Here is a 22,030-nt window from a genome sequence, read left to right on the forward strand (position 1 = left end):
CGACGCCTCCGGCGGGTCTCCGATCTCTGGGACGGGATGGCTCGGGAGGAATTAATGCGAACGACTGGTTGTGCATGCTGTGGTGGAATGACAGCATGGCCAGATCCAATGATGCCCTGAGCCCAGAGCGGGTCTTCCGCCTCTTCGTTGAGCGGACCGAAAAGATGAAAAGGCGTCGCATCTTTGACGACGGGGTACCGAGGATCGCGTACAAGCAGACCGTAGGCGGGTCCAACTACAGGTTCGAGCTGTCCGCGCCCGACGAAGAGGATTACCGATCCTTCCTGCTTGATCTGCGGCCATTCTTGTTGGTCGGAGATCCGATCCACTTTGAGTACGTGCACAATCTACTGGCCAAGCGGCTGACTGATAAGGCTCTGCTTGCGGATTGTCGGCACAACCGCAAGGACTGGGATCGAGTCAAGCGCGGGCATGAAGCATTCAATATCAACGGGGTGTCATACGAAGCCATCGACTTCTTCCAAGCGGTGGCATATGGCGACATCTTCCACGTGGATGCCGACAAACGAGCGTGGTTGGCAACGTTGCCGCAATCCGTACAAGATTGGGCGCGCTTCAATCTCTATTCGGTCGGACTCAACGCGGCCAGGGTGATCAGCCCTCAGGCCAACCTCATCAGGACGGCTCTGGAGAGGGGTGTACTCGACCTCGGCGATCGGCCGGCCCGAGCAAAGCAGGCGCCGGCTCAGGCCATGCGTCACGAAGAGCCGTACAGCACCGAAGTACAGAAAGGCAACTAACCCATGTGCTTGCGGACCTGGCCGTCGATGCCCCGCTGACCAGCGGTTCGGACCTTCGGCGGCCTCGTCGCCGGGACTCGATCGGTCACGGGTTCACCTCCGGCATCAAGGCGACCGTTCCGAATCTGTGGCAAGTGGTACTCCTCGAATTGAAGGACTGGTTCGGCGGGCCTACCGGGCGCAGCACCGTCGTTATTTGGGGTCAATGGCTTGCCCGTACATTGCGTGAGCTGGTCAGACGTCCTAGTAGTGGGTCGCCTGGAACGACGACGGGGCGGTTCGCATGGTGCAACGTCCGCCCCACCATGCCTGCTCCGGGGGCGACCCCCGGACACCCCACGGTGCGGTGGGCGCCCTGGGCGGCGACGTTGCGGCTGAGTACGGGTCGGCACGTGGTCGAGATGGCTGCTGCGGGGAGGTGGATTCGGTGCCCCCACTTGCCAAGTGCGAAATTGATGAATTCTCGTTTCGATGTGCGGGCCCAGCTGCCCCAAATGTATCCGTCAGGTGGCGTCGCAGTTCCCGGTTGGCTGAACCGACTCAAAGGGTAGTCGCCCCCAGGTCGCTGGCGCGGGTTCGTATGCCACCCGTCGTAAGCCGTCACTCGAACGTTCCCACTGGGAAGCCGAATCAGAAAATGCCAACGAATAGAAGTGGGTCAGCAATAAGTGAAATTCACCAGGCGAGTAATCACCTAGGCGGGCGGCAGCGGTTGAGCACGGAGGAATGTCGAATAGATACTTGCCGGGCGTGGCGCCGTCCGGATAGTGGGCATGTTCGATGAGTTGGACGTTATTCAGAAGTATTGGCGATCTATTCTGAATCAAGATGAGGCCACCGTCTTGAGAGTCGGCCCACCATGTTACATTCGCCGCAAATCGGGCTTCGAAACGGTCTCGTGTCAACTGATTTGCGCTCATCTGGACTCGATTTAGCTCGATCTGACTCCGGTTCAGTCGCTGCTGTTCCCGTAAACTGTCGTGTGCCACGGTCGCGGTCCACGTAGCCGACACTCCGGCGATAACAGCAGCGATCGCTTGCACCCAAGCACTGAACTCGCGATTGTTTTCACAACGTCTCGATGGCCTCCGGTCCCCGCGAGTCCGAAAAGTGGAGTTGATCCGCCGGTGAGATCCCATGCGTTCAATCTTGCCAAAGCGTGGCAACATTGGCTGCGTTGCAGTTGAAGCAACGAACGCCCATCCTCGACAGTCAATTTGTAGCCTCTATATTATTCGCAATGAATCCTAAGCGTCGAGATGACAGGTTGTTGACACTTGCTCATGCCGCCGATAGCGCATCAGCCTATCCCGCTCTGCGCAAGACGTGCGCCTGGAGACCTCAGGCAAGCGCGGACAGCCTCGCTTCCATCGCATCGGCTTCGTGCCGGCCGCGTTCGGCCGGAGCAGTCATGGCCCACGCCGTGATCTTGCGGTTCTGCCGGGCAACGGGTCACCGGCCACGGCCGCGAAGCGGTTCGTATGCTGCATCGTCCGGTCCACCCATCAGCTGACCTGCACATGCATAACGCCGGTTGAGGCGTTGAGCGAACCGCGCCCTTCAACGCAGGCTGTCAGACGCCTTACCTATGGGGCGTCAATGGCAAGAACACCAGGGAGGCCGGCAAAGCCCGCCTTGAGGTCGCGCGTCAGGACGGTTCGACCGGTCTCGGCGGCGTGGGCGGCGATGATGAGGTCGTGCGCGCCGCGCGGGGTGCCGGTTCTGCGCACATGGGCAATAAGGCGGGCGTGCTGGACCGCTGTGGCATCGGTGTAGGGCAGTACATCGACCACGCTTTGGATGGCGGCCAAGGCGCGGGCCCGCGAGGCGGCACGTTCGGCGGTGTCCGCCAGTTCAATCCCGACCCGGTATTCCGCGACGCTGACCGCAGCGATGGCTAGCTCGTCGTTGTCGAGGGCTGAGCGGTCGATCGCGCCGCGTTCGTAGGCGATCAGGACGTTGGTGTCGAGAATCAGGCGTCGGCCCACGGGTCACCACGCTCGGATTCCAGCAGGGCCACCGCTGCTGCGATGTCGTCAGCGAATCGGTCGTCGGGGGCTGGGATGCCGGCCAAGGCTGCGCGGAGGTCCGCACCGGTCCGCCGACGGGCCGGTCCGATCTCGGCCACCGGGTGGTTGCCTCGGGTGATGGTCACGGTCTCGCCGTGCTCGATGGCGTCGAGCAGGTCAGAGAAGTTCCGGGATGCCTCGGTGGCGGTCATCGTCCGCATACCCGCCACGATATCTGAAAATCAGATATCACGTCCAGGGGCGACGTCAAAGCGGTGCTCCGCGGTTGACGTGACGTGAGCTGGTCAGACGTGCCGACAACGGTTCGCCGTCTACGGTGACCGGGTGGTTCGCACGGTGCAACGTTCGGCCCACCAGCGCTCTGACCTGCGGTCATCTCGACCGCGCCTTTGGCATTGCGCGAACCGGTGGCGGGGCGAGCCGTGATATAGCATCGCTGCTATGCCTTGGGGTGCTGTCGAGCTTGAGCCGGAGGTGGAGAAGTGGCTGGAGAGTCTGCCGACTGCTCAGTTCGCCCACGCGGCGTTCTACATCGATCTGCTCGCTGAGCTAGCACCGCTGCTGGGTGAGCCGTACACCAAGCAGCTCGATCGGAAGCTGCGCGAGCTGCGGTTTCACCTGGAGCGGCGGTCAGTCCGAATCACCTACTGGATCGCGACCCACAAGAGGATCATCCTGTTGACGGTCTTCCACAAGACGCGCATGCGGGACGAGCGGGAGATCGACCGGGCGCGCCGAGCGTTGGCGCGGTGTATCGACGAGGCGCATGAGGCGGTCGACGAGGAGGCTGGGCCATGAGCGAGAGTGGCGGTTGGGCCGCGATGCGAGAGCGGCGGATGGCTGAGCCAGGTGCCGCGGAGGCGTACGACGCAGCACGTTTGGCCTTTGAACTCGGCCGTTCTGTTCGAGAGCTTCGTGAGCGCCGAGGTTGGAGCCAGTCGCAGCTGGCGAAGGCATCGGGAATGACGCAGTCCGCGGTCGCTCGATTCGAGGCCGGCGGGACGGTTCCTACCTTGTCGGTGCTGGAACGGCTGGCGACGGCGTTGGACGTACGACTCAGAGTGGGGTTCGAGGCCGCTTGAGGCGCGGTGAACTGTCAATAGCGGCGACGCGGCGGCACTCAACGCGCACCGCGACGTGTCTGTGACCTGGACAAACGTCCTGAGATCGGGATGCCAGGAACGACCGTAGTCCGGTTCGTATGGTGCAACGTTCGGCCCACCCATCACCTGAGCTGGGCGTTCACGCGAAGCGATGAGGCGTTGCGCGAACCGCCCACTGAGTGTTTAGTCCGGGCTATAGTTGGGTTATGCCTGAAGGTCCGTGGCGTCGCTGGTCGATCAAGACCACGGGTGACGTACGGGTGTGGCTGCGAGCGCTGCGCCAGTCGGACCCTGACGTCTACCGGTCGGTGAACGTCGCCATCGACATGCTTGCTGAGACAGGGCCGGGCCTTGGGCGTCCGCTGGTCGACACGTTGCAGGGTTCGAGCATCGCCAACCTCAAGGAACTGAGGCCCCGGTCAGGGCGAGAGGTGGCCATCCGGGTCTTGTTCGTGTTCGACCCATGGTCGCAGGCGGTCATGCTGGTGGCCGGGAACAAGGCCGGCGACTGGACGCGGTGGTACAAGACAGCGATTCCACTCGCCGAAGCGGCGTACGACGGCTGGCTTGCCGAGGAGAGAAAGCGGAGGGAGAACTCATGAGCGAGTTCCATGACTGGGATGACCTCCGTGCAGAGCTGCACGACGGGGACGATGACGCTCTTGCCGCCGAGCGTGCTCGGACCGAGGCCTGGGTCAGCGCCTTTCACCTGGCGGAGGAGCGCAAGCGGCTGGGGCTGACTCAACGGCAGGTGGCTGAGCTCATGGGCGTCTCGCCCGGGCGGGTGAGCCAGATCGAGAACGGTGATCTCGATGTCAACGAGGTTGCGACGTTGAGTCGATACGCGCGGGCATTGGGTGCTCGGATGCGGATCATCTTCGACTACGGCAACGACCTTCGGCAGATCGCTTGAGACAGACCGGCTTCTGTGCCTGATGCCAGGCGGTGCGGTGGTCCGATGATGAGCTTTCAGCCTGCCGCGTCCGGACCATGATTACGCCGTGAGCTGGTAAAACGGCCTGGGAGCGGGTTGCCGGTAGCGATGGTTGAGCGGTTCGCATGGTGCAACGTTCGCCCCACATAGCGGTTGACCTACGTGTTCGACCGGTTGAAGCATCGTACGAGCCGTGGCGCTCCCAAATCGGTCCGATACCCTCCAGATCCGGGAATCTGGGCTACCGGGATGGCAAAACAACGCCGCACTCTCCGGGAGAAGGGGTGCTACTGGCGTCCTCACGGGGGAGGGTCGGTCCTCATGCGGGGGTGCGCCACGCGGGTCGCGTGCGGCCAGGTTCGGTGATCGACGGGCCCGCCCGGTCCAGCAGGGCGCAGAGGACCTCGGCCGAGGCGCGGGCCGCGAATCTTCTGTAGCGGTCGTCCGCGGCCGGGTCGGCGTGATCCATGACGCCCTCGACCACCAGCCGGTGCGGCACACCCTGGGTCTCGGCCACGGTGCGTACGCCCATCGCCGGCAGCGGCGCCCAGGCTTCGCCGTCCTTGGCTGCGTAGCTGCCACTGGCAATTGGGCGCCACCGCCACCGCTTACGGCAGGCAGCTTCGCGGGCCCGTGCACATCGTCGTAGTGGGCGCGCTTGATGAACGTGTGGCCCTCCTCAAGTTCGATCGGGCGGACAGGCGCCTCTCGACCTCGTGTCGCTGCTGTCTGACAGCGGTGTCAGCCTGGAGGACATCGCGGACCTCTGCGGGCACGCCGGCACACGGGTCACGGAGGCGGTCTACCGCCAGCAACTCCGTCCAGTGCTCCTCAGCGGGGCCACCGCGATGGACCGTACTTTCGCGAGCGACGCCGACGCTCGCGAGGCATAGGCACTCAGTTCGACGTCCATACGGCGTGAGAGGCCACATCCATCGATGGATGTGTGGCAGGACGGCCTCAGCGCAGCGTCGACCGCCTCTGGATCAGTTCGAAGTCGATGACTATCGTGCGGGGTGCCGGCTGTTCCTCTCGCGGCACGCTGTCGAACTGGAGCTGGATCCGCTCTTGCAACAGGGCGACTGCCTGGTGTGCGATCACGTCGCGTCCGGGGTCGATAGTACTCAGCGGAGGCCGGGAGTAGTTCACTTCGTCGATGTTGTCGAAGCCGATCAGCAGGACGTCCTCGGGAACCCGGAGGCCGCGGTCCTGAAAGGCGGCGAGCGCACCCAGCGCGAGAGTGTCTGCGAATGCCACAACCGCGTCGGGCTTGACGCCGCTGTCAAGGATGCGAGCGATCGTCGTGGCGCCGGTGGAGTGGAAGTAGTCGGGTACGCCGACGATTGCGCGTGGGTCGACGTCGAATCCTCGTGACTGGAGGGCGTCCCGGAAGCCCTGGTAGCGCAGCGTCCCGCTGCTCGGCGACGGGTCGTCCTTGACTCCCAGGGGAACTACCGTGGTCGCACCCCGGCCCAGGACGTGCTCGGTCGCCGCACGTGCTCCCTCGACGTTGCTCATCGTGACGTGGTCGACATTGCCATCGAACACCCGCTCGCCCAGGAGCACGAGGGGGAAGTCGACGTCGAACAGCGGGAGGTCGTTCTGGCCCAACGCGAGTGGGGAGTACAGTACGCCGTCGAAGCGTGACCGGTAGCTGCCGTCCAGTACCCGCAACTCGCGGTCGCGCTCGGCGTTGGTCTGCTCGATGAAGACGGTCAGGCCTTGCCTGGATGCCTCTCGCATGACAGCGTCGGCAAGTTCGGCGAAATACACAACGCGCAGCGACGGCAGCACCAAAGCGATCGCCCCGGTCCGGCCTCGGCTCAGGTTCCGCGCCGACACATTCACGTGGTAGCCCAGCTCACGGATCGCGTCGTCCACCCGCTCGCGGGTCTCCGGGCGTACGTACTGATAGCCGTTGAGGATGTTGGACACTGTTTTGATCGACACCCCGGCGAGACGGGCGACGTCGCGCATCGTCGCCGATCCGTTGGTCTTGCGCGCCACAGCCCCTCCCACCGCCGGCCGACATGTGAGCCAACCTATAAGACGCGCAGCGGCCGGCCCGCCCCCAGCGGGGCGGACCGGCCGCGTGAGAGAGGTCAGTCGATGGTCAGGGCGATGGTGTGAACGGCGCCGCGGACCGGGTCGATCTGTAACTCGTAGGTGCCCGGGGCGAGCCCGGTAGTGTCCCAGTCGAAGACGTACTGGTTTCTTGCGGCGTTGTAGCGTGCGATGTTGTCCGCCCTCTCCTGGAGAGGTGTGGCCGGGACGCGGATGCCGGCCACGCCGTCGGTCTTCTTCACGAGGTAGAGACGCGGTTGCGCGTCGGTGACCGCCTTGCCGTCCGCGTCGGTCAGGGTGAATCTGACCGCTACCTGGGTTCCGGCCTTGACGTTGTCGGAACCGTCGCCGGCCAGCGGTGGCCGCACCCCGCCGAACCGGTACTCAGGCGTGAACAGCCGCGGCACGAAGTCGATCAGGTTCGCCATCCAGATGTCGAAGCCGTGCGGTCCGATCCAGGTGCCGGCGTACTCGTAGTCGATGCCCTGGGAGGTCAGCCACTGCATCGTGCTCTGGGTGAAGTTGTACGTGAAGTCGACGTCACCGGAGTACAGCCGCACCAGCTTCGTGCTGTCGTTGACCGCCTGGGCGTCGACGGCGGGGTTGGCGAGCAGGCCCCCCGAGAAGGCACCGATGTAGGCGAACTCGCCCGGATGGTTGAGCCAGGAGCCGAGGGTGTTCATGGCTCCCCACGACAGACCGGCGAGCGCCTGCTCGTCCGGATCGGTCGAGACGTTGTACTTCTCCGCCGCGGTGGTCCGCACGTGCTGGCTGAGGTCGGTCCAGAAGTCGACGCCGTTCTGGTCGGGCATGACCACGACCATCGGTTCCAACGTCCCGTTGAGGTAGTGGTTGTCGAGGATCTGCTTGGCCCGTCCGGTCTCGAGCCAGCTGCCGTAGTTCTGGCCCCCGCCGTGGTAGAGGTACAGCACCGGGTAGGCGGCTTCGCGGTCAGCATCGTAGCCGGGCGGCGTCCAGACGTACGCGTAGCGCTCGGTGCCCTGGGCTCCGGTGTAGGTCATCAGCGAGACCGTGCCGCCCAGGCCCTCGGGCACGTCGGCAAGCATCGCGTCGGTCTTGCCCGGTACGAAGAGCTGCGTCTCGTTCACGTGTTTGTTGACGGTGTCGGTGGGGTCCTTCTTGTCGACGCCGTCGACCACGTACCGGTAGTAGTAGTAGCCGTCGAGCGGTCCGACAGCGATGCGCCACCGGCCGTCGGGCTGCTTGGCCATCGGGATCCGGAACCACTGGCCGTTCGGGGCCCAGTTGCCCCAGACCGTGACGTCCTTGGCGTCGGCCCACTGGGTGCCGGTCTCGAACGTGACGACGCCGTACGGGTCGATGTGCGGGGTCGTGATCGAACCGGCCGCCGGGGGCTGGTACGGCTGGGTCAGCGCGCGGTGTCCCTTGCTGGGACCGTGGCCGGTGACGTTCTGCCCGAAGAGCCGGGCGGCGAAGTCGCGCAGGTTCTCCCGCCACGCGTCCCAGGAGGCGTCGTCGGGGTTGACGCCGTCGAACTCGAACTTGACCCCAGAGTTCTTCAGGTTCGTCCGCAGGTCGTAGTTGTCGTTGTAGGACGGGTCGAGGGTGTTGCCGACGTACGTCCGGAGCAGTGTGGTGCCGTTGTTGATCGCCTTGGCCTGCGCCCTGCTGATCGGAGCGTCGAGGGAGCCGGAGAAGGAGCCGACGTAGGCGAAGGTCCCCGGATCGCTGCGCAGGATGCTGATCGCCTGCTCGGCACCGGTGGCGACACCGGCCAACGCCTGACGCTGGGACCGGGACGAAATGTTGAAGCCGGCCCGTGCTGCCGGGACAATGGCCTTGAGTAGCTCGGTGCGGGGGTCGGCAGTGTTGGCGTCGGCCATCACGACCACCATCGGCTTGGCGTCCCGGCCGGCGACCAGGTTGTCGAGGATCTGCTTCGCCCGGCCCAGTTCCAGCCACTCACGAGCGGTCTGACCCTCGCCGCTCAGCAGGTACAGGACGGGGTACGCCTCGGCTCGGGCGGCGTCGTAGCCGGGCGGCGTCCATACCGAGGCGGTGCGGCTCTCTCCCGTCGCTGCGCTCAGGTAGGACAGCTCCTCCACCTTTCCGCCCGCAGCGACGTCGTCCATCCACGCGACCGACTCACCTGGCACGAAGAAGGTGTTCCAGTTCGGCTTCGACGTCACCGCCACCGGGCTGCCCGGCTGGCGGAAGGAGACCTTCGACCGGTCCGCCATGGTCGCGGTGTACTGGTAGTGGTACAGCCCGGGCTCGAGCGGGCCGACGTTCCCGGCGTAGTCCGAGCCGCTCGGGTCGAGCGCGAGCGCCGACCAGGTGCCGCTCGGGCCGATGTTCGCCTCCAGTTCGAGCGTCGTCGGCGTTGCGCCGATGATGCTGCTGACCTGCGACTGCGGAACCTTGAAGTAGTGATAGATGTCGTCGTTGGTATGCCAGGTGTCGGCCGCGGCAGCCGCCGGGGCGGCCGCGATGACTGACACCACCAGAGCCGCGGCTGCGGCCAGGCCGGTCATTCGGAGGCCACTGCTGTGTGACATCGCGTTGCTGCTCCTCTCAGAGCGTCAAGGCCTCCCGCATCGAAGGCCTGCGCATCACCATCGAGATCGGCCACCGAGACCTCCCGACAGCCGCGACAGTCCACATTTACATCGGTCGATACATTTCCTACACCGGTGTAGAGCGAATGACAAGTGATCCCCTCATCCCCCTGACCTCCGTGGTGGACCCTCTACTCGACCCCTCGACCGGCTTGCGCTCTACACCACCACTCCCGGTGACTTCGCCGGACTCAACTCAAGAGCCGCCCGTTCGTTTGACCTGTGCCGACTCCGGGGGGCCGGTTCCTTTCCGGCTCGTGCGGGGGCTATCCGTTATCACCACAAACGCCGTCCCCGACGGCATGAGCGCCATTCCATGTTCCCGCCGTCCTCGTTGCGTGAGATCCCGAAGCATCACCGGCTGATGGTGAAGGCATGGCGGAAACGTTCGAGCGCGATCGCCGTTTCGGCGGAGGCCCAGCCTTCGAGTGCGACCACGCCCTGGTAGCCGAGCCGGTCAAGCGCGGCGGCGACTGCCGGGTAGTGAATTTCGCCGGTGCCGGGTTCCTGCCGGCCGGGCACGTCCGCAACCTGAATCTCGCCGACGAACGGCAGCGCGCGCTCGACGAGTTGAACGAGGTTACCTTCGCCGATCTGCGCGTGGTAGAGGTCCAGGTTCAGCCGCAGATGCGGGCTGTCGACGGCCTCGACCAGCGCCAGCGTGTCCGCGGCACGCGCGAACGGCGTGCCCGGGTGGTCGACCGAGGTGTTCAAGTTTTCCAGCGTGAAGGTCCGGCCGGCGCGTTCGCCAAGCTCTGCGAGGCGGCCCAGGGTACGCGCGGCGGTGAGCCACATCTGCGGCGTCACCACGGCGGCGGCCACCACCGGGAGTCCCCGGTCGTCCAGGCCAGTGCCGTGGATGTTCAGCCGTGGGCAGCCGAGGCGTTCGGCGACTTCGATGGACAGCCGCGCGGTCCGCAGGAGTTGCTCGGCGCCGTCCGGGTCGGCGAGCGTGCCGGTGAGGTACCCGGTCATGGACGAGATGGTGGCGCCGGTCTTGACGAGGGCGTCGATGTCCTTGTCCGCCCAGTTCCACATCTCGGCCTCGAAGCCGAGCTCGGCGATGCGTGCGACACGCTCGGGAAACGGCAAGTCGAGGAACACCATCTCGGCACACACGGCCAGACGGAAGCCGGTCATGCGGTCACCCGCACGGGCTTGCCGCTTTCCGCCGATTCCGCGGCGGCCAGCGCGATCGCGAGAGCGGCGCGCGCGTCCTGGCCGGTGACCGGCGCGGGTGTGCCGGTGCGGACCGCCTTGGCGAAGGCGGCCAGTTCGGCGACGTAGGCGCCGCCGAACAACTCCTGGTCGCTCTGCATCGTCGTTGTCGTGCGGCCGGCCGGCCCCGAGAAGGTCATCGCGGTGCGGCGCGCGTCGCCGACAGTGGCGGCGCCCGCCGAGCCGAAGACCTCGGCGCGCACGTCGTGCCCGTAGGTGGTCGCGAAGCACGCCTCGGCGAACCCGGTGGCGCCGTTGTCGAAGCGGACCACGGCCGCGGCCGTGTCGCGCAGGCCGCGGTCGCGCCAGTCCGGCTCGACCAGGGCGTCGGCGGTCGCGTACACCTCGACGGCGGTGGCACCGGGGTTGAGGAACCGCAGCACGTCGAAGTCGTGGATCAATGTCTCGAAGAAGATCGTGTTCGGTGGCACGCGCGCCGGATCGAAGCCGCCCGGGTCGCGAGTCAGCGATCGCAGCAGCCGCGGCGTCCCGATCTGCTCCGCGTCCAGCAGCGCGCGGGCGGCTGCCCAGTCAGGAGCGAACCGCCGCTGGAACCCCACTTGCAGTACCACGCCGGCGTCGCGCGCCGCGGCGATGACGCGGTCGGCGTCAGCCAGGGTCAGCGCCATCGGCTTCTCGCAGAACACGCTCTTGCCCGCCTCGGCGGCTGCGACGACCAGGTCGGCGTGCAACCTCGCGGGAGCGGCGATCACCACCGCGTCGACCTCCGAGTCGTCCCACACCTGCGCGGCGTCGGCGTAGAACCGGTCGGCGTCGAGGCCCTTGCCGCCGCCGACCGGATCGGCCACGGCGACCAGCCGGGTGCCGGGGAGGCGCCGGCTCACGGTCTCTCCGTGGAACAGGCCCATCCGGCCGGCTCCGATCAATGCGACACCCGTTTTCCTGGAACGTTCCATAAGTCGAGAGTGGAAGACGGCGACGAGGGGTGTCAAGGGTTGGCCCTGGAACGTTCCATATCTACGATATGCAGATGGCGGACGCGGATTCCCGGCCCACGCTCGCTGACGTGGCCGCTCGCGCCGGAGTGTCGAAGTCGCTGGTGTCGCTGGTGATGCGCGACGAGCCGGGCGCCGGCGCGGAGACGCGCCGGCGGGTCCTCAAGGCCGCCGACGAGCTGGGCTATCACCCGGACAGCCGGGCGCGCTTGCTGCGCAGCGGCCGCAGCCGCCTGCTCGGCGTCGTGTTCGGCATCCAGCACGCCTTCCACGTCGACCTGGTCACCGCCCTCTACACCGCGGCCCGCGACTCCGGGTACGAACTCGCTCTCAGCGCCGTCACGCCCGACCGCGACGAGACCGAGGCCACCACCGGCCTCCTCCAGGACCGGTGCGAGGCCCTCATCATGCTTGGCCCGCAGACACCCGCCCACGCTCTGGCCCGGCTCACCACCCGGCTACCGGTCGTCGTACTTGCCCGGGGCGTCCGCGGCGCTGATGTGATCCGCACCGCCGACGCCGACGGACTGCATCTGGCCGTCGACCATCTAGGCCGGCTCGGCCACCAGCGAATCGCGCACATCGACGGCGGGCGCGCACCTGGTGCCGCGGACCGGCGGCGCGGCTACCGCGAGGCGATGGACGCCTCTGGCCTGAGCCGCCACGTGCAGATCGTCGCGGGCGGCCTCACCGAGCAGGCGGGCACCACCGCAGCCCGCGCGCTCCTCGACCAGAGCCACCCACCAACCGCAATCACCGTCTTCAACGACCGTTGCGCGACAGGCGTCCTCGACGTGCTCCTCCGTGGCGGGAAGCGCGTGCCGGAAGACGTCAGCGTCGTCGGCTACGACGACAGCCATCTGGCCCGCCTCGCCCACATCAACCTGACCACGGTCGCCCAGGACGTCCACACCATGACGAAGCTGGCCGTGGCCAGAGCCATCGAGCGCATCGAAGGCGCCGACGTCGCCCACCGAACGATCGTCGTTCCACCCCAACTCGTGATCCGAGGAACGACCGGGCCCGCGACGACCTAATCATCGGTACAACGAAGGACATAGGGCGGCGGCCCATCAAGCGCGCTGCGCAGGATCGTGCGTCGTCACGACGCGCGACGTCGCTAGACATCTCGGCATCGGATCGCCGGCAACCACGGCGGGGCGGTTCGCATGGTGCAACGTTCGGCCCACCATGCCAGGCCGCAGTGCTGGTCACGGTGGTCGGGCCGCCGCTGTCTGGCTGGCAGATCGAGCTGCTCGCGCAGCCGCCGTGTGAACGGTGCCGCTCGCGTTCACGGTGATGGTGGCGGGCTCGCTGCTGACCCCCGGCCGGGTGCCCGCGGACGTGGGCGTGACAATGCTGGCGACTGCCCCCCCCCGGAGCCGCGTTAAAGAAACTTTAAGGAACGCTTGCTCAGCGTCATGAACTGCTGCACATCGTTGCTCGTATATCTCGGCACAAGCAATACGGGGCGAAGAGGGAGCCGTGCATGTATCGAGGCGGAGTCAGCAGCTATCGACGCGGAGTCAGCAGCCGGACGCGCAAGCTGGTGATTGGAGGTGCCGCCGCAGCGCTGCTCGGCTCGGCTCTCGCGGTCGGCACGGGGATGAGCCAAGCCGCCGAACAGGGCAACGCCGGAGTCAGCTCCGGTAACATTGACGCTTTGGTGCCGGCGTTGGGTTTCAGCCCGGGCGATCCGAACGCGACGGCCGACCGCGTGGGCCCCACCGGGGTAAATGTTCCCGGTCGCTGCCCACCCACTCAAGCCCAAGTGAATGCGCAGGTAGCGCTCAAGAATGCGAGCCTTCCGAGTGGAACGGACCTTGAAAGCCGCATCCAACGTTTTGAAAAGACCTTGTCGGCGATTCAAGACTTGAAGTGCCCCGCATCGTCCACGACTTTGCTGGGCCGCTTGAATTCCTTGACCGCGCTGCGGGCAAACGTGAACCGCGATGACGTCCTGCGTGGTTTGGGTTTGAACGAGACGCCAGCGGATAAAGCCGTCGCCACAGGATCCGGTGACGCGGCCGCGAGCGAAGCGACGGGGAACGCCGGAGCCAGCTCCGGTAACGTTGACGCTTTGGTGCCGGCGCTGGGTTTCAGCCCGGGCGATCCGAACGCGACGGCCGACCGCGTGGGCCCCACCGGGGTAAACGTTCCCGGTCGCTGCCCACCCACTCAAGCCCAAGTGAACGCGCGGGTAGCGCTCAAGAATGCGAACCTTCCGAGTGGAACGGACCTTGAAAGCCGCATCCAACGTTTTGAAAAGACCTTGTCGGCGATTCAAGACTTGAAGTGCCCCGCATCGTCCACGACTTTGCTGGGCCGCTTGAATTCCTTGACCGCGCTGCGGGCAAACGCGAACCGCGATGACGTCCTGCGTGGTTTGGGTTTGAACGAAACGCCAGCGGGATAAAGCCGAAGGGAATGCGGCGCCGCAAACGCGCGCCAGCGAAGCAAGCGGCTCGCAGAGCGGCGCCGCGGACAACGGCAACCTGATCCTTCGCGGATCCTGATCCACCGCACGGAACCGCCTGGCCGGAGGCCCTCGCACCACGGGGGTCTCCGGCGCGTCCGTGTGTGGGCCATGCGCGCGGTGATCTTCGGCTACTTCGGCACGCTGACCGATCCCGGCGCTGAGGAGTATCGCGAGCCCCTCGCGCACCGCACCGGCGAGCTGCTCGGCGTCTGCCGGCGTGCTCGGCGTCCTGGCGGGGCTCCGGCGGCGGGCCTTCCGGATCGACCGCGTGTCGTCCGTCGCCCCGACCGGCGATCCCATGCACCGGCCCGATGACTTCGACCTTGCCGAGAGCTGGCGCGCGATCGCGGACGAGGTCGACCGCAAGCGAACGCCCCTCGAGGCGCGGGCGGTGTGCGCGCCCCACGGGATAGGCGTGCTCCGGATGGGGTTCGGCGGTCGGCTCGAGGTGGGAGGCTCCACGACCGACGGCCGGATCGAGGTCGTGATCCGCGGCAACGACGAAGGCATACTCGCCGGCGAGCTTGCCGGGCTGGTCGAATGGATCGAGGTGACCGGCCCCGCTGGGCGTGCGCGACCGCCTGGCCTCGATCGGCAACGCGCTCGTCGACCGGTACGGCTGAGACTCACACGGACGTCGTCCGGCAGAGCGATAACCGCAGCACCCCCGAGCAGGGGTCGACGTCGACGCACGCTCATCGGCGAGTGAGTGAATTCCGCGAACTGGTAAAACGTCCTGGCAGTGGGCTGCCGGGGACAGCGACTGGGCGGCTCGCATGGTGCACCGTCCGCCCCACTTTGATCTTGCGTGCGAACCGCCGTCCCAGCTGTTCGGGACGGCGGTTCGTCACAATGGGCGCCGGTAGGGCGTTCTGTTGGGCCGGCATGCGTCCGGTCGACTTTGTCGACTTGGCCGGCGCCTGCCACGCCGTCGGGTCGGAGGCGACCGCTTGCCTACCGATCGGCACGACCACTCCGGGATTTGGGCCGGGCGAGCGTCGTCTGCCGGGCGGCTGCTGAGCGGCCACGGCTCGACTGGAGCCGGTACGGCGGGGGGTGAGGCGCGAAGTCGAGCAGGGCTGTTCTGGCCGGCCGCCGCCTCGCGTGTGAGGCCGCGGAGTAGGGGAGAAGACCGTCTGCCGGCCGCCGGGAGATGGGTTCACTCCTGGCCGGGACTCGCCGTGGGTAGCCCCGCTGCCTTGGCGCTGTCGAGTAGTCGCCGGTCGTAGGTGACGAAGGCCAGCAACTCCGACCCGGACTCATTGGTCAGGACCTGTGCGGTGGCGAGGTGGATGGCGCCGAGGCTGCGCAGTGTCGGTTCCGCAAAGGCGGCCGCTGTTGCGCGGATCGTGTTGTCGATCTCCAGCCGGAACAGCCGCCCGACTGCGGCCGGCACGCCGACCAGTGCCTGTGGGGCTGACCGGCGCAACGCCCTGGGCACTTCGACCTCCACGAGAGCCGATGAGACGAGAGGTGCATCGCTGTGGGTATTGAGCCAGGCGACGAGTTCGGCGCTGTGTGCCTCCTGGCGGACGAGTTTGACGACGGCGGCGGAGTCGAGATAGATCACCAGCGCTCCTCATCGCGCATCTCGGCGAGTGTCGCGGCGACGTCGATGTCATCGTCACCGAACTTCGGTGGCAGAGGAACTGGACCGCTGCCGACAGGGGGAAGCGCCCGTCCTGCGGCTACCAGTTTTGCGAGGGCGGATCGGTCCTCGCCCACCGGCACCAGTCGGGCGACTGGATGCCCTCGGTCCGTGATTTCGACGGTTTCACCGCCGCTGACTCGGGCCAGCACTTGACTGGTGTTCTGGTTCAACTCTCGGACACCGATGCGCTCCATGCGGTATTGGTAGAACACCATGTTCTACATCCAAGGCTTCGAGTGCCGGCGCGAGTGGCTCCTGACGGCCGCATCCGCCATGGCTGCGGTGGGCGCCCCGTGCGGTTGCGTTACCGTGAACGGCAGCCGGCGACGGGGATCCCGGTGACCCGGGGGATTATGAGTCCCCACATCACAGGGGTTCCCGCCGAGTCGTCAAGTAGGACAGGCGACCCGGCCGCCGCTCATCGGTAGGTGTGTACCGACGGGCGGTCGGCGGGCCACTGCCATGACTCTGATCCGGTCAGGATCGTGCTGGGTCGGACCCGCCGGCCGGGGCGTACGACCAGATCTCGCTGTGTACCCCGACCGGTGGCGGTCCCGGCTCACCTGCGCGCTCGGCGGGCGAGCGGTGGCCGTGGGCAAAGGCGGGCGAGCTGACCCAGGCCTGGAATGCCTCCTCGTCGCGCCAGCGGGTGATGACGAGCCACGTGTTCCGCTCGTCGTTCGGCCGCAGCAACTCGAAGCCCTCGAAGCCGTCCTGATCGTCGACGGCGCCGGCGCGCGCGGCGAAGCGGTGCGCCAACTCGTCGCCGCTTTCTGCCGGTACCGTGATTGCGTTGATCTTGACGATGGTCATGTTGCCATTCTGTCCGATCTGTCCGACTGCCTGGAAGACGTCTCGCAGCCGACGACGGTGCATACGCCGTCGTCGTCCGTACCTCGACGTACGCCGAATTGGCTAACGACCGGGACAATCACCGCGCCGGGAGGTCCACCCGGCGGCCCATGCCGAACCTCGGAGCGGCGGTGTCGGTCACCATCGCGAAGGCGCCCGCAGGCACACCCTCCCTGATCGCCACCCTGGAGGCCGCCGCCAGTAGCGTCCGCTCGCTTGAGCCGGCGATGAAGAAGATGTAGACACGGCCGAACTCCTCACCGTCGTCGTGCTCTTCGATGCCGAGTTCCTCCTCTAGATCGATCATGAAGTCTCCGACATCATCGATCCATTCGTGGTCAGCGGTCATCGGAACGTGAATCTCCACCATTACAGCCATGCTGATGATGATCCAGCAACGGCTGCCCATGGCCGCGCCGGGACGCGCATCGGCCAGGTTGACAACCATGCGAGCGAAGCCGCGCGGGTCCAGTCCCAACCGGATCAGGTTGACCGGCGGCTGCAGCAGTTCGGGCGCTACTTGCGCGAAGAACGGGTCCACAGCGCGATTGGTCGCCGGGCGTCATCGGTGGGTGACACTTTCGCCAGCCAGTCGCACAACGCTGCCGGGGATCTCATCCGGCCAGGCGTTGAGCAAGTCGCACCTGTGCGAAAGCACGTCCAGGCGCAGGACCGAGCTCGTGTGACGCCGGGTCGTGGTCGTCTTGCCGCAAGCGCGCGGACCGGCGACGAGGGCGGCGGGGGCGGGCGGCCACGACTCGCGAAGCTCGGAGTCGAGAAAGCGAGCTTGCCCCTTTGAAATGGTCAAACACCCCGGTAGCGGTAGCCGGCCACGGTGGCCGAGTGGTTCGGACGGTGCAACGTCCGCCGCACGTTGATCCTGCTTGCGACACAGCCCGGTGGTTCCCTGTCGTCGGCCTATGCGTCCCGCTGCGGGGCGACGCGGTCGCGGATGCCGTCGAGCACCGCCTCCGCCGCCCACGCCGCGGCGTCGGCGATGTCTCGGCGGTCCATGCCGAACTCGCGGCGGAACGTCACCCACGTCCCGACGGAGTCGAGGTGCGACAGCGCCGCGATGATCGCCCGGCGCTGCTCCGCGTCGAGGGATGGCACCTCGGCGTTCAGCAGCCGCTCGAGCTGCTCTCGGCCGGGCGACGGGGACGCGCCGCTCACGCCGCGCATCGCCGTCTCGGCGACGACGTGTGCGAGCTCCGGCCGCGCGTCGTAGCGCTCCATCGCGTCGCGGATCGCGAGAGGGATGTCGAAGATCGACGCGGACTCCTCGCGGGCGAACAGCGTCGCCTCGATCCATGCCGCGGTTGCCAGCAGGAGGTCGACCCGGGTGGGATAGTTGCGGAACACCGTGCGTTCGGCGATGCCGGCCCGGCGCGCGATGACCCGGTACGACACGTCGTCGCTGCCGAGTTCCTCGATCAGTTCGGCGTAGGCGGCGAGGATCGCCGCCTGCGTGCCGCTCAGCGCCGGCGCGGTCACGGCTTCGCCCACGTCGCGTCGGGCAGTCTCGCGAGGACGGTGTCCACGGCGTGGTCGAACGCGTCGCAGATCTCGCCGGCATCCAGGTCGAAGCTGGTCCGCAGGCGTGCCCAGAACATCGCCGAGGAGAAGTAGCGCAGGGATGCCGCGACCCGCCGCCGGTCCCGCCGGTTGAGCATCGGTGCCTCCACGTCGAGCATCGCCTCGATCGCACGCGTGATGAAGGCCGGCTCGGTGTCGATCGTCGGCGAGATCGCGGACGCCCGCGCGCCGACGTACGCGTACGCCGGCGACGCGTCGAAGGCGCGGAAGCGCTCGTGAACGGCGGCGCGGAAATCGGACACGGTCACGAACGGCGGCAGCGGGAGGCAGGTCTGCTCGATCCAGTTCGAGAGTGCGGCGAGCAGGTGCGCGCGCGTGGGGTACTGGCGGTAGATCGTGCGCTCCGAGATGCCGACCTCGTCGGCGAGGGCGCGGTAAGAGACGTCGTCGAACGTACGCTCGCGCAGCAGCACCGCGGCGCTCGCCAGAATCGCGGTCGCCGTGTCGACCGGCTCCTCCATCATGTCTCCGCTCTGTGAGGCGGCGGCTCAGTGCGGGCGCCCGGTGACGTCGGGCGGGAGCACGTAGCGATCGGAGTCGTCGAGCGTGAGCGCCAGCGACGAGACGTACTGGACCTCGCCGTTCGGTCCTCTCTCGGCCGATGCCAGCATATCCGGCCGCTCGAAGGTGTAGCCGGTGACGTGGCAGCGGAGCCGCTCGCCCGAGGGATTGCCGTCCCCGTCGAAGCGGGGGGAGTCGATGCCGTCGGAGCGGCGGCGCAGGTAGTAGCGGCCCCGCGTGGCGAGGGCCGTGGCCGGCGTCGCGACAACCGCCACGCCGATCGCGATGAGCACCGAGAACGGCTTGACGGCGGCGCCGAACGCCCCGGCGAACGCGAGCAGGGACAGCACCGAGGCGAGTCCTACCGACACGAGTCCGACCGGGTTCCAGTCGTGCAGCATGCCGCGGCGGAACTCGGGGAAGCGCGGCGAGAGGCCCAGCAGCCACTTGTTGATCGCGATGTCGGCGGCGATCGTCACGAGCCAGGCCATGACGACGTTCGCGTAGAGGCTCAGCACGAAGGAGATGAGGGTGAAGACGTCCAGCATCATGAGCGCATACGCGATCACGAGGTTGAACAGGACGAAGACGGTACGGCCCGGGTAGTGTTTCGCCACCCGGGTGAAGACGTTCGACCACGCGAGCGAGCCAGAGTACGCGTTCGTTACGTTGATCTTCACCTGCGCGACCACGATGAGCACCAGGGCGAGAACGATCGCGAGCCAGTCGGGGACGAGGATCTGGTACATCTCGACGAACTGCTTGACCGGTTCGGTCGCCTGGTGCCCGAGCGTCGGTTCCACCCGGACCAGGAGATAGACCGCGAGAAAAACCCCGATCACCTGCTTGATGCCGCTGAAGAAGACCCAGCCCGGGCCGGCGAACGCGAACGACGTCCACCACGAGCGGGTGTTCGACGGCGTACGCGGCGGCATGGCGCGGATGTAGTCGATCTGCTCGGCCAGCTGAGGGGTGAGGGCGAAGCACACGGCCGCGCTCGCGACCACGGCGCTGAGGCTGATCGAACCGTCGGAGTTGCCGGTGAACGACGTGAAGGCGCGCACCGCCTCGGGGTCGGAGACGACGATCCACAGCAGCGGCAGCAGGGCAAGGGCGAGCCACAGGGGCGTGGTCCAGAACTGCAGGCGTTCCAGCGCACGCATGCCGTAGATGACGATCGGGATCACGACGACGGTCGAGATGAGGTAGCCGAGCCACAGCGGCATCCCCGTCGCCACCTGCAGCCCTTGCGCCATGATGGCGCCCTCCAGAGCGAAGAAGATGCAGGTGAAGCCCGCGAAGACCAGGGTCGTGATGATGGAGCCGTAGTAGCCGAACCCGGCGCCACGGGCGATGAGGTCGAGGTCGAGGTTGTAGCGGGCCGCGTAGTAGGCGACGGGCACGCCCACGATGACGATGATGACCGAGGCGAATATGATGCCGAGCACGGCGTTCGTGGTGCCGTGATCGATGCCGATGGTCGCGCCGATCGAGAAGTCGGCGAGGAACGCGATGGACCCGAGGGCGGTCGCACCGACGGAGGCCGCGCTCCACCGCCGGAACGTGCGCGGCACATAACGGAAGGCGTAGTCCTCCAGGCTGTCCTCTGCGGCCGCGCGCGCGTTGTCCGTCGACACAGTGACATCCCCTAGAGCACCTTGCGTGGGGGCATCGTCGCCGTCCGGTGTTACGACGGCATTGCGGGCGTGGGTCATGTCGGCTCAGATGGCCATGGCGGCTCGCACGGTGGAGGTGGCTGTCTTGCCACCCGTACCGGTCTGGGTGACGCGGCCCGAGGAGAGCACGACGTAGCGTTCGGCCGCCTCGAGGGCGAAGCCGATGTGCTGCTCGACGAGCAGCACATCGATGCCTTCCTCGGCCAGCTGCATGATGGTCTGCTCGATCTCGGCGACGATCGTGGGCTGGATGCCCTCGGTCGGCTCGTCCAGGATGAGCAGCTTCGGCTCGGTGATGAGGGCGCGGGCGATTGCGAGCTGCTGGCGCTGCCCGCCGGAGAGCAGGCCGGCCTTCCGGGAGGCGAACTGTTTGAGTGCGGGGAAACGCGCCATCTGCCGGTCGACGAGCGCCTTGCCGCCCCGGCGCCCGTCCGCGACGAGCTGGAGATTCTCCAGCGTCGTGAGCTGGCCGAACGACTGCTGACCCTGCGGCACGTACGCCATGCCGCGAGCGACGCGCTGGTTGGGGGCGAGCGACGTGACGTCCTCGCCGTCGAACAGCACGCGGCCCACCGACGGCTTGATGAGGCCGATCGCGAGACGGAGCAGCGTCGACTTGCCGGCCCCGTTGTGGCCGAGCACGGCCACCACCTTGCCGGACGGCACGGTCACGCCGTGCAGCACCCGCGTGCGGCCGTAGCCGGCCTCGACGTCAGTGATCTCCAGCATGTCAGTTCTCCTCCGGCTGGTGCATCGCGGCCACCGTCTCGGGTACGACCGCCATGGCGGCCGTGGTGGCGGCGCCCGCGGTGCCCAGGTAGACCTCCTGCACCTTGGGATCGGCCTGGACCTCGGCCACCGTGCCCTGCGAGAGCACCTTGCCCTGGTGCAGCACGGTCACGCGGGTGGCGAAGCGGCGCATGAAGTCCATGTCGTGCTCGACCACGAGCACGATCCGCTTGGCCGCGATGCGTTGGAGAAGCTCGCCGGTCGCGGTGCGCTCGTCCTGGCTCATGCCGGCGACGGGCTCGTCGAGCAGCAATACCTTCGCGTCCTGGACGAGCAGCATCGCGATCTCCAGCCACTGCTTCTGGCCGTGCGACAGGATTCCGGCCGGCGTGGCGAGCTCGGCCGTGAGTCCGGTCTCCTCCAGCGCCCGTTCGATCGACGGGTCGACGCCACGCCGGGTCCGCAGCAGCGAGGTCCAGGGGCGGTGGCGCCCGGCGGCGATGTCGAGGTTCTGGAGCACGGTCAGCTCGTCGAAGACGCTCGCGGTCTGGAACGTGCGGCCGATCCCGAGGCGTACGATCTTGTGCACTGGCGTGCCGAGCAGCTCTCTGTCGCCGAGTCTCGCCGACCCGGTGGCCCTGGACAGCCCGGTGATGGCGTCGATGCAGGTCGTCTTGCCGGCGCCGTTCGGTCCGATGAGGAACCGCACCTCGCCCGGGTGCGCGTCGAAGGAGACGCCGCCGACCGCGACGAAGCCGGAGAACTCGACGTGCAGGTCGGTGACGATCAGTGAGGCGTCGGTCATGCCTGGGCCTCCTTTGTCGTGCCCTTCTGGCCCTCGCCTGCGGCGTGCGCATGCAACTCATGGAAATGCTGCTCG

The 22,030-nt window shown here is 67.1% G+C and carries 24 protein-coding genes and 1 pseudogene; 9 read left to right on the forward strand and 16 right to left on the reverse strand.

All coding sequences use genetic code 11. From position 1 onward, the window contains the following. Positions 1-95: 95 nt before the first annotated feature. Positions 96-761, forward strand: a complete 666-nt coding sequence (locus LDL48_RS29250; RefSeq protein WP_225258456.1) for a hypothetical protein — start codon at positions 96-98, stop codon at positions 759-761. A 1,586-nt stretch (positions 762-2,347) separates the two neighbouring features. On the opposite strand, the gene LDL48_RS29255 is transcribed toward LDL48_RS29250, so the two are convergent. After that, the gene (locus LDL48_RS29255; RefSeq protein ID WP_225258457.1) at positions 2,348-2,749 is read right to left on the reverse strand and encodes a type II toxin-antitoxin system VapC family toxin; all 402 of its coding nucleotides are present in this window, start codon (positions 2,747-2,749) and stop codon (positions 2,348-2,350) included. After that, positions 2,734-2,982, reverse strand: a complete 249-nt coding sequence (locus LDL48_RS29260) for a type II toxin-antitoxin system Phd/YefM family antitoxin (RefSeq protein ID WP_255629336.1) — start codon at positions 2,980-2,982, stop codon at positions 2,734-2,736. The genes LDL48_RS29255 and LDL48_RS29260 overlap by 16 nt, the downstream gene beginning before the upstream one ends. Before the next feature lie 250 nt (positions 2,983-3,232). Here LDL48_RS29260 and LDL48_RS29265 point away from each other — a divergent pair, with 250 nt between their 5' ends. From LDL48_RS29265 to LDL48_RS29280, 4 genes are all read left to right on the forward strand, one after another. Further along, entirely contained in the window at positions 3,233-3,589 is a 357-nt protein-coding gene (locus LDL48_RS29265; RefSeq protein WP_225258459.1) for a type II toxin-antitoxin system RelE/ParE family toxin, read from the forward strand. A 38-nt stretch (positions 3,590-3,627) separates the two neighbouring features. Then, a complete protein-coding gene (locus tag LDL48_RS29270; protein WP_225258542.1) occupies positions 3,628-3,873 on the forward strand; it encodes a helix-turn-helix domain-containing protein in 246 nt (81 codons plus the stop codon). A gap of 227 nt (positions 3,874-4,100) precedes the next feature. Continuing rightward, entirely contained in the window at positions 4,101-4,496 is a 396-nt protein-coding gene (locus LDL48_RS29275) for a type II toxin-antitoxin system RelE/ParE family toxin (RefSeq protein WP_225258460.1), read from the forward strand. After that, a complete protein-coding gene (locus tag LDL48_RS29280) occupies positions 4,493-4,807 on the forward strand; it encodes a transcriptional regulator (protein WP_225258461.1) in 315 nt (104 codons plus the stop codon). Before LDL48_RS29275 ends, LDL48_RS29280 begins: the two co-directional genes overlap by 4 nt. Before the next feature lie 340 nt (positions 4,808-5,147). Here LDL48_RS29280 and LDL48_RS29285 read toward each other — a convergent pair whose 3' ends face one another. Then, a complete protein-coding gene (locus tag LDL48_RS29285) occupies positions 5,148-5,360 on the reverse strand; it encodes a hypothetical protein (RefSeq protein ID WP_225258462.1) in 213 nt (70 codons plus the stop codon). Between the two features lie 184 nt (positions 5,361-5,544). On the opposite strand from LDL48_RS29285, the pseudogene LDL48_RS29290 reads away from it, so the two are divergent. Continuing rightward, positions 5,545-5,721 (forward strand): annotated as a pseudogene (locus LDL48_RS29290) (site-specific integrase); the annotation flags it as partial. Positions 5,722-5,788: 67 nt separating this feature from the next. Here the strand turns inward: LDL48_RS29290 and LDL48_RS29295 are convergent. From LDL48_RS29295 to LDL48_RS29310, 4 genes are all read right to left on the reverse strand, one after another. Then, entirely contained in the window at positions 5,789-6,835 is a 1,047-nt protein-coding gene (locus LDL48_RS29295; protein WP_225258463.1) for a LacI family DNA-binding transcriptional regulator, read from the reverse strand. Positions 6,836-6,930: 95 nt separating this feature from the next. After that, positions 6,931-9,432 (reverse strand): alpha/beta hydrolase-fold protein, encoded by a 2,502-nt coding sequence (locus LDL48_RS29300; RefSeq protein WP_225258464.1) that lies wholly within the window; start codon positions 9,430-9,432, stop codon positions 6,931-6,933. A gap of 414 nt (positions 9,433-9,846) precedes the next feature. Beyond that, a complete protein-coding gene (locus LDL48_RS29305; protein WP_225258465.1) occupies positions 9,847-10,632 on the reverse strand; it encodes a TIM barrel protein in 786 nt (261 codons plus the stop codon). After that, the gene (locus LDL48_RS29310; protein ID WP_225258466.1) at positions 10,629-11,627 is read right to left on the reverse strand and encodes a Gfo/Idh/MocA family oxidoreductase; all 999 of its coding nucleotides are present in this window, start codon (positions 11,625-11,627) and stop codon (positions 10,629-10,631) included. The genes LDL48_RS29305 and LDL48_RS29310 overlap by 4 nt, the downstream gene beginning before the upstream one ends. Positions 11,628-11,701: 74 nt before the next feature. On the opposite strand from LDL48_RS29310, the gene LDL48_RS29315 reads away from it, so the two are divergent. The 3 genes from LDL48_RS29315 to LDL48_RS29330 all read left to right on the forward strand — a co-directional run bounded on the left by LDL48_RS29315 (position 11,702) and on the right by LDL48_RS29330 (position 14,854). Next, positions 11,702-12,703, forward strand: coding sequence for a LacI family DNA-binding transcriptional regulator (locus LDL48_RS29315; RefSeq protein ID WP_225258467.1), 1,002 nt, complete (start codon positions 11,702-11,704; stop codon positions 12,701-12,703). 452 nt (positions 12,704-13,155) lie between these two features. Beyond that, the gene (locus tag LDL48_RS29325; RefSeq protein WP_225258468.1) at positions 13,156-14,082 is read left to right on the forward strand and encodes a hypothetical protein; all 927 of its coding nucleotides are present in this window, start codon (positions 13,156-13,158) and stop codon (positions 14,080-14,082) included. 280 nt (positions 14,083-14,362) lie between these two features. Next, positions 14,363-14,854 (forward strand): WYL domain-containing protein, encoded by a 492-nt coding sequence (locus LDL48_RS29330; protein ID WP_225258469.1) that lies wholly within the window; start codon positions 14,363-14,365, stop codon positions 14,852-14,854. Positions 14,855-15,304: 450 nt separating this feature from the next. Here the strand turns inward: LDL48_RS29330 and LDL48_RS29335 are convergent, their stop codons facing one another. The 9 genes from LDL48_RS29335 to urtD all read right to left on the reverse strand — a co-directional run bounded on the left by LDL48_RS29335 (position 15,305) and on the right by urtD (position 21,955). Next, the gene (locus tag LDL48_RS29335) at positions 15,305-15,715 is read right to left on the reverse strand and encodes a type II toxin-antitoxin system VapC family toxin (RefSeq protein ID WP_225258470.1); all 411 of its coding nucleotides are present in this window, start codon (positions 15,713-15,715) and stop codon (positions 15,305-15,307) included. Continuing rightward, on the reverse strand, positions 15,712-16,011 hold the full coding sequence (locus LDL48_RS29340; RefSeq protein ID WP_225258471.1) for a type II toxin-antitoxin system Phd/YefM family antitoxin: 300 nt from the start codon (positions 16,009-16,011) through the stop codon (positions 15,712-15,714). Before LDL48_RS29340 ends, LDL48_RS29335 begins: the two co-directional genes overlap by 4 nt. Positions 16,012-16,273: 262 nt before the next feature. Then, a complete protein-coding gene (locus tag LDL48_RS29345; RefSeq protein WP_225258472.1) occupies positions 16,274-16,609 on the reverse strand; it encodes an antibiotic biosynthesis monooxygenase family protein in 336 nt (111 codons plus the stop codon). 118 nt (positions 16,610-16,727) lie between these two features. Beyond that, positions 16,728-17,189, reverse strand: coding sequence for a hypothetical protein (locus LDL48_RS29350; RefSeq protein WP_225258473.1), 462 nt, complete (start codon positions 17,187-17,189; stop codon positions 16,728-16,730). Between the two features lie 377 nt (positions 17,190-17,566). After that, on the reverse strand, positions 17,567-18,154 hold the full coding sequence (locus LDL48_RS29355) for a TetR/AcrR family transcriptional regulator (protein ID WP_225258474.1): 588 nt from the start codon (positions 18,152-18,154) through the stop codon (positions 17,567-17,569). Then, positions 18,139-18,708, reverse strand: a complete 570-nt coding sequence (locus LDL48_RS29360) for a TetR/AcrR family transcriptional regulator (RefSeq protein ID WP_225258475.1) — start codon at positions 18,706-18,708, stop codon at positions 18,139-18,141. The genes LDL48_RS29355 and LDL48_RS29360 overlap by 16 nt, the downstream gene beginning before the upstream one ends. 24 nt (positions 18,709-18,732) lie before the next feature. After that, entirely contained in the window at positions 18,733-20,460 is a 1,728-nt protein-coding gene (locus LDL48_RS29365; protein WP_225258476.1) for a purine-cytosine permease family protein, read from the reverse strand. A gap of 6 nt (positions 20,461-20,466) precedes the next feature. Further along, positions 20,467-21,150, reverse strand: a complete 684-nt coding sequence (locus LDL48_RS29370) for an ATP-binding cassette domain-containing protein (RefSeq protein ID WP_225258477.1) — start codon at positions 21,148-21,150, stop codon at positions 20,467-20,469. A 1-nt stretch (position 21,151) separates the two neighbouring features. Continuing rightward, the gene (gene urtD / locus LDL48_RS29375; protein ID WP_225258478.1) at positions 21,152-21,955 is read right to left on the reverse strand and encodes an urea ABC transporter ATP-binding protein UrtD; all 804 of its coding nucleotides are present in this window, start codon (positions 21,953-21,955) and stop codon (positions 21,152-21,154) included. Positions 21,956-22,030: the final 75 nt, after the last annotated feature.

The sequence above is a fragment of the Jidongwangia harbinensis genome, from assembly GCF_020216025.1.
Classification (GTDB): Bacteria; Actinomycetota; Actinomycetes; order Mycobacteriales; family Micromonosporaceae; genus Actinoplanes; species Actinoplanes harbinensis.

Coding starts and splice junctions, on each gene's coding strand:
- LDL48_RS29340 (WP_225258471.1), bottom strand. CDS start 16,011: ATGGTGTTCTACCAATACCGCATGGAGCGCATCGGTGTCCGAGAGTTG.
- LDL48_RS29250 (WP_225258456.1), top strand. CDS start 96: ATGGCCAGATCCAATGATGCCCTGAGCCCAGAGCGGGTCTTCCGCCTC.
- LDL48_RS29285 (WP_225258462.1), bottom strand. CDS start 5,360: ATGGGCGTACGCACCGTGGCCGAGACCCAGGGTGTGCCGCACCGGCTG.
- LDL48_RS29260 (WP_255629336.1), bottom strand. CDS start 2,982: ATGACCGCCACCGAGGCATCCCGGAACTTCTCTGACCTGCTCGACGCC.
- LDL48_RS29365 (WP_225258476.1), bottom strand. CDS start 20,460: ATGACCCACGCCCGCAATGCCGTCGTAACACCGGACGGCGACGATGCC.
- LDL48_RS29280 (WP_225258461.1), top strand. CDS start 4,493: ATGAGCGAGTTCCATGACTGGGATGACCTCCGTGCAGAGCTGCACGAC.
- LDL48_RS29265 (WP_225258459.1), top strand. CDS start 3,233: ATGCCTTGGGGTGCTGTCGAGCTTGAGCCGGAGGTGGAGAAGTGGCTG.
- LDL48_RS29315 (WP_225258467.1), top strand. CDS start 11,702: ATGGCGGACGCGGATTCCCGGCCCACGCTCGCTGACGTGGCCGCTCGC.
- LDL48_RS29310 (WP_225258466.1), bottom strand. CDS start 11,627: ATGGAACGTTCCAGGAAAACGGGTGTCGCATTGATCGGAGCCGGCCGG.
- urtD (WP_225258478.1), bottom strand. CDS start 21,955: ATGACCGACGCCTCACTGATCGTCACCGACCTGCACGTCGAGTTCTCC.
- LDL48_RS29270 (WP_225258542.1), top strand. CDS start 3,628: ATGGCTGAGCCAGGTGCCGCGGAGGCGTACGACGCAGCACGTTTGGCC.
- LDL48_RS29305 (WP_225258465.1), bottom strand. CDS start 10,632: ATGACCGGCTTCCGTCTGGCCGTGTGTGCCGAGATGGTGTTCCTCGAC.
- LDL48_RS29360 (WP_225258475.1), bottom strand. CDS start 18,708: ATGATGGAGGAGCCGGTCGACACGGCGACCGCGATTCTGGCGAGCGCC.
- LDL48_RS29370 (WP_225258477.1), bottom strand. CDS start 21,150: ATGCTGGAGATCACTGACGTCGAGGCCGGCTACGGCCGCACGCGGGTG.
- LDL48_RS29275 (WP_225258460.1), top strand. CDS start 4,101: ATGCCTGAAGGTCCGTGGCGTCGCTGGTCGATCAAGACCACGGGTGAC.
- LDL48_RS29345 (WP_225258472.1), bottom strand. CDS start 16,609: ATGACCATCGTCAAGATCAACGCAATCACGGTACCGGCAGAAAGCGGC.
- LDL48_RS29300 (WP_225258464.1), bottom strand. CDS start 9,432: ATGTCACACAGCAGTGGCCTCCGAATGACCGGCCTGGCCGCAGCCGCG.
- LDL48_RS29325 (WP_225258468.1), top strand. CDS start 13,156: ATGTATCGAGGCGGAGTCAGCAGCTATCGACGCGGAGTCAGCAGCCGG.